This window comes from Pseudomonas sp. HMSC08G10 (assembly GCF_001808425.1).
Lineage (GTDB): Bacteria > Pseudomonadota > Gammaproteobacteria > Pseudomonadales > Pseudomonadaceae > Aquipseudomonas > Aquipseudomonas guariconensis.
The window spans coordinates 293,554-306,732 of sequence record NZ_KV793335.1; the positions used below are offsets into that span (position 1 = coordinate 293,554).

The 13,179-nt window shown below is 62.4% G+C and carries 13 protein-coding genes; 7 read left to right on the forward strand and 6 right to left on the reverse strand.

Annotated elements, in window-relative coordinates:
* Window positions 1–360: 360 nt before the first annotated feature.
* On the forward strand, window positions 361–1,302 hold the full coding sequence (locus tag HMPREF3173_RS23400) for an AEC family transporter (RefSeq protein WP_070577093.1): 942 nt from the start codon (window positions 361–363) through the stop codon (window positions 1,300–1,302).
* A 54-nt stretch (window positions 1,303–1,356) separates the two neighbouring features.
* Complete coding sequence (locus HMPREF3173_RS23405) at window positions 1,357–2,715, forward strand: amino acid permease (RefSeq protein WP_043213224.1); 1,359 nt, start codon at window positions 1,357–1,359, stop codon at window positions 2,713–2,715.
* Window positions 2,716–2,835: 120 nt separating this feature from the next.
* Here HMPREF3173_RS23405 and HMPREF3173_RS23410 read toward each other — a convergent pair whose 3' ends face one another.
* The 6 genes from HMPREF3173_RS23410 to gatC all read right to left on the reverse strand — a co-directional run bounded on the left by HMPREF3173_RS23410 (window position 2,836) and on the right by gatC (window position 8,051).
* Complete coding sequence (locus tag HMPREF3173_RS23410; RefSeq protein WP_070577095.1) at window positions 2,836–3,210, reverse strand: carboxymuconolactone decarboxylase family protein; 375 nt, start codon at window positions 3,208–3,210, stop codon at window positions 2,836–2,838.
* Window positions 3,211–3,220: 10 nt separating this feature from the next.
* Complete coding sequence (locus HMPREF3173_RS23415) at window positions 3,221–4,264, reverse strand: calcium/sodium antiporter (RefSeq protein WP_070577098.1); 1,044 nt, start codon at window positions 4,262–4,264, stop codon at window positions 3,221–3,223.
* A 61-nt stretch (window positions 4,265–4,325) separates the two neighbouring features.
* Window positions 4,326–4,700: a septal ring lytic transglycosylase RlpA family protein gene (locus tag HMPREF3173_RS23420; RefSeq protein WP_177343709.1), complete on the reverse strand. Its 375-nt coding sequence runs from the start codon at window positions 4,698–4,700 to the stop codon at window positions 4,326–4,328.
* 139 nt (window positions 4,701–4,839) lie between these two features.
* Entirely contained in the window at window positions 4,840–6,285 is a 1,446-nt protein-coding gene (gene gatB, locus HMPREF3173_RS23425; RefSeq protein ID WP_043213231.1) for an Asp-tRNA(Asn)/Glu-tRNA(Gln) amidotransferase subunit GatB, read from the reverse strand.
* Between the two features lie 11 nt (window positions 6,286–6,296).
* Window positions 6,297–7,748: an Asp-tRNA(Asn)/Glu-tRNA(Gln) amidotransferase subunit GatA gene (gene gatA / locus HMPREF3173_RS23430; protein ID WP_043213233.1), complete on the reverse strand. Its 1,452-nt coding sequence runs from the start codon at window positions 7,746–7,748 to the stop codon at window positions 6,297–6,299.
* Between the two features lie 15 nt (window positions 7,749–7,763).
* Window positions 7,764–8,051, reverse strand: coding sequence for an Asp-tRNA(Asn)/Glu-tRNA(Gln) amidotransferase subunit GatC (gene gatC, locus HMPREF3173_RS23435; RefSeq protein WP_043213235.1), 288 nt, complete (start codon window positions 8,049–8,051; stop codon window positions 7,764–7,766).
* Window positions 8,052–8,252: 201 nt separating this feature from the next.
* On the opposite strand from gatC, the gene mreB reads away from it, so the two are divergent.
* The 5 genes from mreB (at window position 8,253) to rng (ending at window position 13,154) form a co-directional block, all read left to right on the forward strand.
* The gene (gene mreB, locus HMPREF3173_RS23440) at window positions 8,253–9,290 is read left to right on the forward strand and encodes a rod shape-determining protein MreB (protein WP_039575577.1); all 1,038 of its coding nucleotides are present in this window, start codon (window positions 8,253–8,255) and stop codon (window positions 9,288–9,290) included.
* Window positions 9,291–9,501: 211 nt separating this feature from the next.
* The gene (gene mreC, locus HMPREF3173_RS23445) at window positions 9,502–10,521 is read left to right on the forward strand and encodes a rod shape-determining protein MreC (protein WP_371906720.1); all 1,020 of its coding nucleotides are present in this window, start codon (window positions 9,502–9,504) and stop codon (window positions 10,519–10,521) included.
* Window positions 10,521–11,009, forward strand: a complete 489-nt coding sequence (mreD, locus tag HMPREF3173_RS23450; RefSeq protein WP_043213239.1) for a rod shape-determining protein MreD — start codon at window positions 10,521–10,523, stop codon at window positions 11,007–11,009. Before mreC ends, mreD begins: the two co-directional genes overlap by 1 nt.
* Before the next feature lie 33 nt (window positions 11,010–11,042).
* Window positions 11,043–11,642 (forward strand): Maf family protein, encoded by a 600-nt coding sequence (locus HMPREF3173_RS23455; RefSeq protein WP_070577100.1) that lies wholly within the window; start codon window positions 11,043–11,045, stop codon window positions 11,640–11,642.
* Window positions 11,643–11,696: 54 nt separating this feature from the next.
* On the forward strand, window positions 11,697–13,154 hold the full coding sequence (rng, locus tag HMPREF3173_RS23460) for a ribonuclease G (protein WP_043213244.1): 1,458 nt from the start codon (window positions 11,697–11,699) through the stop codon (window positions 13,152–13,154).
* The last annotated feature ends 25 nt before the right edge of the window (window positions 13,155–13,179 follow it).

A 13,179-nucleotide genomic window follows, 5' to 3' on the forward strand; every position in this document is an offset into this window, starting at 1 on the left:
CTGTAGGGGCAGGCGCGTAGCGCCCTTCGGCGCAGCCGAAGTTGCGAGATGGAGGTTTGCGCAGCAAACCGGAGGCCGCGAAGCCCCGAAAGGCACCGGAGCGGAGGGAACCCCGGAGCGAAGCGCAGGGGCCGCATGTGGGAGCCAGCGGTTTTTGCCTACTTTTGCCCAAGAGCAAAAGTAGGTCGCCGTAAAGGCGAAAAGCGCCGGTAGCGCCACCACAAACACCGGATATTCATACAGAAAAAGCCCAAGCCCAAGCCCAACTTGCAGGAAGCTTCCTAAATCACCGCCAATTCCCCGCAACTCCCACGGCTCGCGTATCATTAGCCCCCTAACGGCAACCCCCCAGGACCCGCAATGCTCGCCCTCCTCATCCAGACGCTGAACATCACGGCCCCGGTGTTCGCCATGCTGTTCATGGGCGTGCTCCTCAAACGCATCCGTCTGATCGACGACAGCTTCATCAAGGTCGCCTCGACCCTGGTCTTCAATGTCTGCATGCCAGCCTTGCTGTTCCTGGGTATCTATCACGCCGACCTCGCCACCGCAGTCAAACCCGGGGTACTGGTCTATTTCATCATCGCCACCCTGGTAGGCTTCGCCATGGCCTGGGGCCTGGCCATCTGGCGGTGTCCGCCTGTCGACCGTGGCATCTACACCCAGGGCGCCTTTCGCGGCAACAACGGTGTGATCGGCCTGGCCCTGGCGGCCAGTCTGTACGGTGACTACGGCATTTCCCTGGGGGCAGTGCTCGCGGGGTTGGTAATCCTTTTGTACAACTCCCTGTCGGCAGTGGTCCTGGCGGTCTACAGCCCGGACCTGAAGTCCGACCCCTGGAGCATTTGCAAGAGCATCCTGAGCAACCCGCTGATCATCAGCGTGCTGCTCGCCGCTCCCATGGCTTACGCCCAGATTCCATTGCCCAACTGGTTGCTCACCTCCAGCGACTACCTCGCGCAAATGACCCTGCCGCTGGCACTGATCTGCATCGGTGGCACCTTGTCCCTCGCGGCGCTGCGTGACAGCGGCAGGCTGGCCATCGATGCCAGCCTGGTCAAGGTTGTCTGGCTGCCATTGCTTGGCACGCTGGGCGCCTGGTTATGGGGTTTTCGAGGGGCGGAACTGGGCATCCTGTTCCTCTATATCGGCAGCCCGACCGCCGCTGCCAGCTACGTGATGGCGCGGGCCGCCAATGGCAATCATGAGCTGGCAGCCTCGATCATCGTGATTACTACGCTACTTGCTGCGATCACCACCAATATTGGCATTTTCATCTTGCAGTGGGGCGGATGGATCTAGATCCTTGACTGCAAACAACACCAACAATACTGCCTCCCGAATTGAGGACACTTCATGCAAGACCAGAGCACGCCCGAGCGGTTGCAGCGCGGGCTGAAGAATCGCCACATCCAGCTTATCGCGCTGGGCGGGGCCATCGGCACCGGGCTTTTCCTGGGAATCGCCCAGACCATCCAGTTGGCCGGCCCGTCCGTGCTGCTGGGCTATGCCATCGCTGGCTTGATGGCTTTTCTGATCATGCGCCAACTCGGTGAGATGGTGGTCGAAGAGCCGGTCGCTGGCAGCTTCAGCCACTTCGCCCATCAGTACTGGAGCGAGTTCGCAGGCTTTGTCTCAGGCTGGAACTACTGGGTGGTGTATGTGCTGGTCGGCATGGCCGAACTCACGGCCGTCGGTATCTACGTGCAGTACTGGTGGCCGGATTTCCCCACCTGGGCCACCGCAGCGATCTTCTTCGTGGTGATCAATGCCATCAACCTGACCCAGGTGAAGGTCTACGGTGAACTGGAGTTCTGGTTCGCCCTGGTCAAGGTGGTGGCCATTGTCAGCATGATCGGCTTTGGTGCCTGGCTGCTGGGCAGTGGCCATGGCGGGCCGGACGCCAGTGTTGCCAACCTGTGGCAGTACGGTGGGTTCTTCCCCAATGGCATCACCGGGCTGATCATGGCCCTGGCGGTGATCATGTTCTCCTTCGGCGGGTTGGAGCTGGTGGGTATCACCGCTGCTGAAGCGGACAACCCGCGTGAAAGCATTCCGAAGGCCACCAACCAGGTGGTCTATCGCATCCTGATTTTCTACATCGGCGCCCTGGCGGTGCTGTTGTCGCTCTACCCTTGGCAGAAAGTCGTGCAAGGCGGCAGCCCGTTCGTGATGATCTTCCACGAACTGGACAGCGACCTAGTGGCGACCATCCTCAACATCGTGGTGCTGACCGCTGCGCTGTCGGTGTACAACAGCTGCGTATACGCCAACAGCCGCATGCTGTTCGGCCTGGCCAGCCAGGGCGATGCCCCGCGTCAATTGCTGAAAGTCAGCCGCCGGGGTGTGCCGTTGACCGCGTTGGGTGTCTCTGCACTGGCGACCGGGCTGTGCGTGCTGATCAACTATCTGATGCCAGGAGAGGCCTTCGGCTTGCTGATGGCGCTGGCAGTATCGGCACTGGTTATCAACTGGGCGAGCATCAGCATCACCCACCTGAAGTTCCGCAAGGCCAAGCTGGCGGCGGGCATCATGCCGTTCTACCGCAGTCTGGGACATCCGCTGACCAACTACCTGTGCCTGGCATTCATCGTGTTGATCTTGGTGGTGATGTACCTGACACCACCGATCCGCATTTCCGTGATGCTGATCCCGCTGTGGATCGCGGTCTTGTGGGTGGCGTTCAAGTTGAAGAAGGCTCGCCAAGCCAGATAAGAACGGCGGCGGCTTCGTCGCGGATGAATCCGCTTCCACAGGTGTTGCGCATTGAGTGAAAGCAGCGCAATACCTGTGGGTGTGGTAAAGCCGCGAAGCGGCGGGGCATTGAAGACGGCTTCAGCCTTCGTAGCTGTCGATGACTTCCTGTGCTGCGCGGAACGCATCGATTGCCGCTGGCACCCCCGCATACACAGCGCAGTGCAGCAGCGCTTCGCGAATCTCTTCCACGGTGCAGCCGTTGTTCAATGCACCGCGGACATGGCCTTTGAGCTCCTGAGGGCATTTCAGGGCGGTCAAGGCGGCCAGGGTGATCAGGCTGCGGGTCTTGAGTGGCAGTCCTTCACGGGCCCAGACGCTGCCCCAGGCGTGTTCATTGACGAAGTCCTGCAACGGCTGGGTGAAGTCGGTGGCGTTGTTCAGTGCCCGGTCGACGAACGCATCGCCCATGACCTGGCGGCGTATCTGCTCGCCGGATTTTCTCGAGTCGGCCATATCCAATTCCTTAGTGTTGACGGCGCCAGGCGCGTACCGTGGTGTACAGCAGCACCAGGCCGAGCACGGGCATTACGTAGAACAGCATGAGCCGCTCCAGGCGGCCAGCCAGCGGCATGCCGGTGGTGAACGCCACCACATGCAGGCCATAGGCCAGATACAGGCAAAGGAACACCAGGCCTTCAGCACGGGTGACCCGGTAGCCGGAATAGAACACCGGCAGGCTCAGCGCCGCGACGCCCAACATCACCGGTAAGTCGAAGTCCAAGGCATTGGGTGAGATCGACAAGGGTGTCGGGGTGACCAGGGCGGTCAGACCCAGCACGGCCAGCAGGTTGAACAGGTTGCTGCCGATCACCGTGCCTACTGCGATCTCCCGTTCACCTCGCAAGGCGGCGATCAATGCTGCTGCGAGCTCGGGCAGCGATGTGCAGACCGCGACGACCGTAAGGCCGATGATTCGCTCGGAAAGACCCAGATCGGTGGCGACCTCGACCGCCGCTTCCAGCAGCAGGTGACCTCCCAGGCTCAGCAAGCCCAGGCCGAACAATACTTGCAGCGCGGCGCCGCTCCAGAAGCGTGGAGCGCTGCTATGAATAGCCTCGGGGGCCGGGTAGGTCCGGGCGTAGTGGCGTGACTGGTGCCAGAGCATGGCCAGATAACCCAGCAGACCAAGCAAGAGCAGCAGGCCTTCGAGCCGCCCCAGCTGTCCGTTGATTGCCAGCAGATAGACCAGCGCGCTGGCGGCGATCATCAGCGGGATGTCCAGGCGCACCAGTTGCCGGGAAACCCGCAGGGGGATGATCAGCGCAGCCAGGCCGAGAATCACCAGCACATTGAAGATATTGCTGCCGACCACGCTGCCCACTGCGACGTCCGGTGCCCCCTGGTAGGCCGCTTGCAGGCTCACGGTCAGTTGCGGCGCGGTACTGCCGAAAGCCACCAGACTCAGACCGATGATCAGCGGGCGTACGTGCAGACGCGTGGCCAGGCGCAAGGCGGCGCGTACCAAAAGCTCCGCGCCGATGACGAGCAGCACGAGGCCCACGCCCAATTGCAGAAGGCTGAAGGTGGGAAGGGTGGCCAGGTCGAAAATGGTTGGGACTCCTGTCAGATCAGTCGCTCAGCCCTTGTACTCGGACTCGCGCCGTTCCGCTACGGATCATCCCGATTTTTTCTGCGGCAGCCCGTGACAGATCGATCAGTCGGCCTCGCGTGTGCGGGCCGCGGTCGTTGATACGCACGACGACGCTGCGCTTGTTGCTCAGGTTGGTCACCAGTACGCGGCTGCCAAAAGGCAGGCTGCGGTGGGCGGCGGTCAGGCCATGCTGGTTGAAGGGTTCGCCGCTGGCGGTGCGTTTGCCGTGGTGACGGGAGCCGTAATAAGAGGCAGTGCCGGTCTGGTCGTAACCGCGGGAATCGATATCGTGGCTGGCGCAGCCGGCCAGCAGGGAGAAGAGGGCGAGGCTGCCGAGGGAACGCTTGATCAAGTCGAAAGCTCCAGGACTGCGGTTTCAGGGCGTTACGCACCCCATCGCCTGCTTCGCCAACGTCCACAGGATAGCGGCTATACCTCCTGTGGAAGCTGGCGATGCCTGCGTTGGGCTGCCTAGCAGCCCCAGAACAGAATCACCCTTCGAGCTTGGCTTTGAGCAATTGGTTCACTTGCCCCGGGTTAGCTTTGCCCTTGGACGCTTTCATTGCCTGGCCGACGAAGAAGCCGAACATCTTGCCACGCTTGGCCTCGTCGGCGGCGCGGTACTGTTCGACCTGTTCAGCGTTGGCAGCGAGCATCTCGTCGAGCATCTTGTCGATCGCACCGGTGTCGGTCACCTGCTTGAGGCCTTTGCTTTCGATGATGCTGTCAGCGTCGCCTTCACCGGCGGCCATGGCCTCGAACACCGTCTTGGCGATCTTGCCGCTGATGGTGTTGTCACGGATGCGCAGCAGCATGCCGCCGAGTTGTTCGGCAGTGACGGGGGCTTGGTCGATCTCCACCCCCAGCTTGTTGAGCAGGCTGCCCAGCTCGACCATCACCCAGTTGGCGGCGAGCTTGGCGTCGCCACCGATGCGGGCGACTTCCTCGAAGTAATCGGCCTGTTCGCGGCTAGCTGCCAATACGTTGGCGTCATAGGCCGACAGGCCGTACTGGCTCTGGAAACGCTCGACTTTCTGCTGCGGCAGTTCCGGCAGGCTGGCGCGGGTAGCTTCGAGGAAGGCGTCCTCGATGACCACTGGCAGCAGGTCCGGGTCGGGGAAGTAACGGTAGTCGTTGGCCTCCTCCTTGCTGCGCATCGAGCGCGTTTCGTCTTTGTTCGGGTCGTACAGACGGGTTTCCTGGACAACCTTGCCGCCGTCCTCGATGAGGTCGATCTGGCGTTGGATCTCGCTGTTGATCGCGCGCTCGATGAAGCGGAACGAGTTGACGTTCTTGATCTCGCAGCGGGTGCCGAACTCGGTCTGGCCTTTCGGGCGGACCGAAACGTTGCAGTCGCAGCGCAGCGAGCCTTCGGCCATGTTGCCGTCGCAGATACCCAGGTAGCGGACCAGGGCGTGGATTGCCTTGACGTAGGCCACGGCTTCCTTGGCGCTGCGCATGTCCGGTTCGGAGACGATTTCCAGCAATGGCGTACCGGCGCGGTTCAGGTCGATGCCGGTGGAGCCGCTGAAGTCTTCATGTAGGCTCTTGCCGGCGTCTTCCTCCAAGTGCGCGCGGGTGATGCCGATGCGCTTGATGGTGCCGTCTTCCAGGGCGATGTCCAGATGGCCCTTGCCGACGATCGGCAGGTCCATCTGGCTGATCTGGTAGCCCTTGGGCAGGTCCGGGTAGAAGTAGTTCTTGCGCGCGAACACGTTGCGCTTGCCGATTTCGGCGTCGATCGCCAGGCCGAACATGCAGGCCATGCGCACGGCTTCCTGGTTCAGCACCGGCAGAACGCCGGGCATGCCGAGGTCGACCAGGCTGGCCTGGGTGTTCGGCTCGGAGCCGAAGGTGGTGGCGCTGCCGGAGAAGATCTTCGACTGGGTGGCGAGCTGGGTATGAATCTCCAGCCCGATCACAACTTCCCATTGCATGTGTGAATTCCTCAGAAGCCGTTAGGGGCGCGGGTGTGCCAGTCGGTGACTTGCTGGTAACGGTGCGCGACGTTGAGCAGGCGGCCTTCCTGGAAGTACGGCGCCAGCAGCTGCACGCCGACCGGCAAGCCTTCGACGAAGCCGGCTGGCATCGACAGGCCCGGCAGGCCGGCCAGGTTGGCGGTAATGGTGTAGACGTCTTCCAGGTAGGCGGCGACCGGGTCGCTGCTCTTGGCGCCGAGCTTCCAGGCCGGGTTCGGCGTGGTTGGGCCGAGGATTACGTCGACCTGCTCGAAGGCGGCCATGAAGTCGTTCTTGATCAGTCGGCGGATCTGCTGCGCCTTGACGTAGTAGGCGTCGTAATAGCCAGCCGACAGGGCGTAGGTGCCGACCATGATGCGCCGTTGCACTTCGATGCCGAAGCCTTCGCCGCGGGAGCGCTTGTACAGGTCGGTGAGGTCCTTGGGCTCTTCGCAGCGGTAGCCGAAGCGCACGCCGTCGAAACGCGACAGGTTGGAGGAGGCCTCGGCGGGCGCGATCACGTAGTACGCTGGGATCGCGTGCTGCATGTTCGGCAGGCTGATTTCCTTGATCACCGCGCCGAGCTTTTCGAGCTCCTTGACGCTGGCCTGGATCAGGTCGGCGATGCGTGGGTCGAGGCCGGCACCGAAGTATTCCTTCGGCAGGCCGATGCGCAGGCCTTCGAGCGGTGCATTCAGGCTGGCGCTGTAGTCCGGCACCGGCTCGTCGATGCTGGTGGAGTCCTTGGCGTCGAAGCCGGCCATGCCCTGCAGCAGCAGGGCGCAGTCCTCGGCGGTGCGAGCCATCGGGCCGCCCTGGTCGAGGCTTGAGGCGTAGGCGATCATGCCCCAGCGCGAGACGCGACCGTAGGTCGGCTTCAGACCGGTGAGGTTGGTCAGTGCAGCCGGCTGGCGGATCGAGCCGCCGGTGTCGGTGCCGGTGGCGGCCGGGAGCAGGCGCGCGGCCACTGCGGCGGCGGAACCACCCGAAGAACCACCGGGGACGTGCTCGAGGTTCCAGGGGTTCTTCACCGGGCCATAGTGGCTGGATTCGTTGGCCGAGCCCATGGCGAACTCGTCCATGTTGGTCTTGCCCAGGGTGACCATGCCGGCTTCGGCCAGCTTGGCGACCACGGTGGCATCATAGGGCGCCTTGAAGTTGTCGAGCATCTTCGAGCCGCAGCTGGTGCGGATGCCGTTGGTGCAGAACAGGTCCTTGTGGGCGATCGGTGCGCCGAGCAGGGGGCTGTTCTCGCCGGCAGCGCGACGAGCGTCGGCGGCGCGGGCCTGTTGCAGGGCCTGCTCTTCGGTGATGCTGATGAAACTGTTGATCTGAGGGTCGAGCTGCTTGATGCGCGCCAGCAGGGCGCCGGTCAGCTCTTCGGAGGAAAACGACTTGTCGGCGAGTCCACGGGTGATCTCGGCCAGGGTCAATTGATGCATGGCAGGCTGTTTCCCTTACTCGATGACTTTCGGAACCAGGTACAGGCCGTTTTCGGTCGCCGGGGCGATGGCCTGGTAGCGGTCACGCTGATTGCTTTCGGTAACCTGGTCGGGGCGCAGACGCTGGCTGGCCTCCAGAGGGTGGGCCAGGGGTTCGATGCCGTTGGTGTCGACGGCTTGCATCTGGTCGACCAGCCCGAGAATACTGTTCAAGGCATCAGTAATGCGTGGCAGTTCGCCTTCATTCAGGCCCAGGCGGGCCAGATGGGCGATCTTTTCCACGTCGCAGCGTTGAAGCGCCATGGGGATCTCCAGGAAAAACGGAACGGATAGGGTCCGTGGTGAGGAACATGCCAGCCTATCGATGGTCATACGGCCGCGATCATCTGCTGGCGTGCTCGGAAAAACTGCCAATTTAACATATTGGCTCCTTGCCCAAAATCCCCGCCATTGTTAGAGTTTGCCGCACTTTTTTACCCACGCTTTGCCTAGGGTCACTTTCCCATGTTCAAGAAACTGCGTGGCATGTTTTCCAGCGATCTGTCCATCGACCTGGGTACTGCCAACACCCTTATCTACGTGCGTGAGCGCGGTATCGTCCTGAATGAACCCTCGGTCGTTGCCATTCGTACCCACGGCAACCAGAAAAGCGTCGTCGCGGTCGGTACCGAGGCCAAGCGCATGCTGGGCCGTACGCCTGGCAACATCGCTGCCATTCGTCCGATGAAGGACGGCGTGATCGCCGATTTCAGCGTTTGTGAAAAAATGCTGCAGTACTTCATCAACAAGGTTCACGAGAACAGCTTCCTGCAGCCCAGCCCGCGTGTGCTGATCTGTGTGCCGTGCAAATCGACCCAGGTAGAGCGACGCGCCATTCGCGAGTCCGCCCTGGGAGCTGGTGCCCGTGAGGTGTTCCTGATCGAAGAACCGATGGCCGCAGCCATTGGTGCCGGCCTGCCGGTAGAGGAAGCCCGCGGCTCGATGGTCGTGGACATCGGCGGTGGCACCACGGAGATCGCGCTGATTTCCCTGAACGGCGTGGTCTACGCCGAATCCGTGCGGGTAGGTGGTGATCGCTTCGACGAAGCCATCGTGACTTACGTACGCCGCAACTATGGCAGCCTGATCGGCGAATCCACCGCCGAGCGCATCAAACAGGAAATCGGCACCGCCTACCCGGGCGGCGAAATTCGCGAAGTCGACGTTCGTGGCCGTAACCTGGCTGAAGGCGTGCCGCGGGCCTTCACCCTCAACTCCAATGAGGTGCTCGAAGCCCTGCAGGAGTCCCTGGCAACCATCGTCCAGGCGGTCAAGAGCGCCCTGGAGCAGTCTCCGCCAGAACTGGCCTCGGACATCGCCGAACGTGGCCTGGTGTTGACCGGTGGTGGTGCGCTGCTGCGTGACCTCGACAAGCTGCTGGCCCAGGAAACCGGCCTGCCGGTGATCGTCGCCGAAGATCCTCTGACCTGCGTTGCCCGCGGTGGCGGTCGTGCACTGGAGATGATGGACAAGCACGCCATGGATCTGCTCTCCAGCGAGTGATCCCATACGGTCCATGCATGCATGGATTGTGTTCGCCCGGTTTACAGGTAGCACGCACAGTGCTACCTGTATGCGCTGGGCTGGCGTCCGTCCGGGCGTCGTTTCCGTTAACCCGCAAGCAGGCCGGTGCATTGCTTCATGTCCAATGACCTCCTGAATCGTCGTCCACGAGGAACGGCCCATTAAACCGCTTTTCTCCAAGGGCCCCTCGCTGGGCGTTCGTCTCCTGGTACTGGTGGTGCTGTCGGTCGCGCTGATGGTGGTCGATTCGCGCTTCGCGGTGCTCAAGCCAGTGCGCAGCCAGATGGGGCTGGTACTGATGGAATCCTATTGGGTCACCGACTTGCCGCAACGCCTGTGGCAGGGTGTGGCCAGCCAGTTCGGCAGCCGTACCGAATTGATCGCGGAAAACGAAAAACTCAAGACCGAAGCCCTGTTGCTGCAAGGGCGGCTGCAGAAGCTGGCGGCCCTGACCGAGCAGAACGTGCGGTTGCGCGAATTGCTGAACTCCTCGGCGCTGGTCAATGAGAAGGTCGAAGTGGCCGAACTCATCGGCGTGGACCCCAACCCCTTCACCCACCGCATCCTCATCAACAAGGGCGAGCGTGACGGCGTGTTCCTCGGTCAGCCGGTGCTCGATGCCCGTGGCCTGATGGGGCAGGTGGTCGAGTTGATGCCTTACACCTCGCGCGTTCTGTTGCTGACCGACACCACTCACAGCATTCCGGTCCAGGTCAACCGCAACGGCCTGCGGGCCATCGCCAGCGGCACCGGCAACCCGGAGCGTCTGGAGCTGCGTCATGTGGCTGACACGGCTGACATCAAAGAGGGCGACCTCCTGGTCAGCTCCGGGATGGGCCAGCGCTTCCCCGCGGGTTACCCGGTGGCCACGGTCAACGAAGTGATCCACGATTCCGGTCAGCCATTTGCGATCGTGCGCGCGATTCCCACCGCCGCGCTCAACCGCAGCCGCTACATGTTGCTGGTGTTCAGCGACCGGCGTACGGCCGAGCAGCGTGCTACCGATGCCGGGATCGCCCAGGAAGAGGCCGATCGCAAAGGCGCGACGGGCACCAACGGCCAGGGTACCGGCGAAGGCGGGCAGGGTACGCCTGCCACGACACCTGCCCCTTCGGCCGCCCCCGCCGCGCCTGTGGTCCCTGCACCTGCTGCTGCCCCTGCCACGCCGGCAGTGGCTCCCGCAGCACCGCCCCCCTCCCGGAGACAATGATGGCTCGCTCCCGCAGCAAGAACGGCTGGGTGATCTGGCTGACATTCATCATCGGCCTGTTGCTCAGCGTTTCGCCAATGCCCCAGTTCATGGAAGTGTTCCGGCCCATGTGGCTGGCCATGCTGGTGTCCTTCTGGACCTTGGCGGTGCCCAACAAGGTCGGCATGACCACTGCATTCATTCTCGGTCTGGCAGAGGATGTGCTGTACGGCACCCTGTTAGGGCAGAACGCCCTGATCCTGACGCTGATCACGTTCCTGGTGCTGTCCTTGCAACAGCGCCTGCGTATGTATCCCATGTGGCAGCAGAGCCTGGTGATCCTGGTGATCTTCGGCATCGCCCAGTTGATCCAGCTGTGGCTCAGCGCCTTGACCGGTAACCGCCTGCCCACGCTTGCATTGGTCTGGTCGGCGGTCATCAGTGCCTTGCTCTGGCCATGGATCAGCTTTGCCCTGCGCGATTTGCGCCGACGCTTGCACATCAACTGACGGCAACGCCGAATCTGACAGGGAGATGTCGACATGACCCCGCTGTACCTGGCCTCAGGCTCGCCACGCCGTCGTGAACTGCTGGCTCAGATAGGCGTTCCGTTCACCCTGGTCGCTGCCCCCATCGATGAAACTCCGCTACCAGGCGAAGGCGCTGCCGATTATGTCGAGCGTCTGGCCCGGGCCAAGGCGGCTGCAGGCCTCGCCCAAGTTCAAGGCGCTGGGGTGGTGTTGGGGGCCGACACCGCCGTGGTGCTCGATGGCCGCATCCTCGGCAAGCCCGAAAACCGTGAACATGCCCTGGCCATGCTGGCCGAACTTTCCGATCGCGAGCACCAGGTACTCACCGCCGTCGCCTTGACCGATGGTCAGCGGTGCCTGAGCGCCTGCGTGGCGAGTACCGTGCGTTTCCGTGCGATCGGCGCAAGCGAGGCCGAGCGCTATTGGGCCAGTGGCGAACCGCAGGACAAGGCCGGTGGCTATGCCATCCAGGGCCTTGGTGCGGTCTTCGTCACCGGTCTTACCGGCAGCTACTCGGCCGTGGTCGGCCTGCCTTTGAGCGAAACCGCCGATCTGCTCGGGCAGTTCGCGATTGCCTGCTGGCAACAGCACGAGGTTCCAGCGCCGCGCTAGCCAGCTACCCGACCGCGATCCATCATTACCGAACACCTTTGACGAGAGCCTGCCATGAGTGAAGAGATCCTGATCAACATCACCCCGATGGAATCACGTGTGGCAGTGGTGGAAAACGGTGTCCTGCAAGAGGTCCACGTCGAGCGCACACAGCGTCGGGGCATTGTCGGCAACATCTACAAAGGCAAAGTGGTACGCGTCCTGCCGGGCATGCAGGCGGCTTTCGTCGACATAGGCTTGGAACGCGCTGCCTTCATCCACGCCTCGGAAATCTCCCAGCGTGAAGGTTCGGCGGTGGAGAACATCACCGCCTTGGTCCATGAAGGCCAGGCGCTGGTGGTCCAGGTGACGAAGGATCCGATCGGCACCAAGGGCGCCCGCCTGACCACTCAGTTGTCGATCCCGTCGCGCTACCTGGTGTACATGCCACGCAGCAGCCACGTGGGTATTTCCCTGAAAATCGAGGATGAGGCCGAGCGCGAGCGCCTCAAGCAAGTGGTCAGCGATTGCGTGGAAAAAGAAGACATCAAGGACGCTGGTGGCTTCATCCTGCGTACCGCCGCCGAGGGCGCCCGGACCGACGAAATCCTCCAGGACATCCGTTACCTGCGTCGCCTGTGGGAGCAGATCGGCAGCCAGATCCAGACCTGCGGCGCCCCGTTGGTCATCTACGAGGATCTGGGGCTGGCCTTGCGTACCCTGCGCGACCTGGTCAATCCGAAGATTGAGAAGATCCGCATCGATTCTCGAGAAACCTTCCAGAAAACCACGCAGTTCGTCGCCGAACTGATGCCTGAGATCGCCGACCGTCTCGAACACTATCCGGGCGAGCGGCCGATCTTCGACTTGTATGGCGTCGAGGACGAGATCCAGCGCGCCCTGGAGCGCAAGGTGCCGCTCAAGTCCGGTGGCTATCTGGTGGTCGATCCTGCCGAGGCGATGACTACGATCGATGTCAACACCGGTGCCTTCGTCGGCCATCGCAACCTCGAAGAGACCATCTTCAAGACCAACCTCGAAGCGGCTACTGCCATTGCCCGCCAACTGCGCCTGCGCAACATTGGCGGGATCATCATCATCGACTTCATCGACATGGAGGACGAGGAGCATCAGCGCCAGGTGCTACGCACCCTGGAGAAGCAGCTCGAGAGGGATCATGCAAAGACCAATATCATCGGCATCACTGAGCTGGGCTTGGTTCAGATGACCCGCAAGCGCACCCGTGAAAGCCTCGAGCAGGTGCTGTGCGAGCCCTGCATCGCGTGCCAGGGGCGCGGCAAGCTGAAGACCCCCGAGACCGTGTGTTACGAAATTTTCCGGGAGATCCTCCGTGAGGCCCGGGCATACCAGGCCGAGGGTTACCGGGTTCTGGCCAATCAGAAAGTCGTCGATCGCCTGCTGGATGAGGAGTCTGGCAACGTTGCCGAGCTGGAGGCCTTCATCGGCCGGACCATTCGCTTCCAGGTCGAATCCATGTACTCGCAAGAACAATACGATGTGGTGCTGCTCTGACTCGTTCTGAAACCTTTATGTGGTC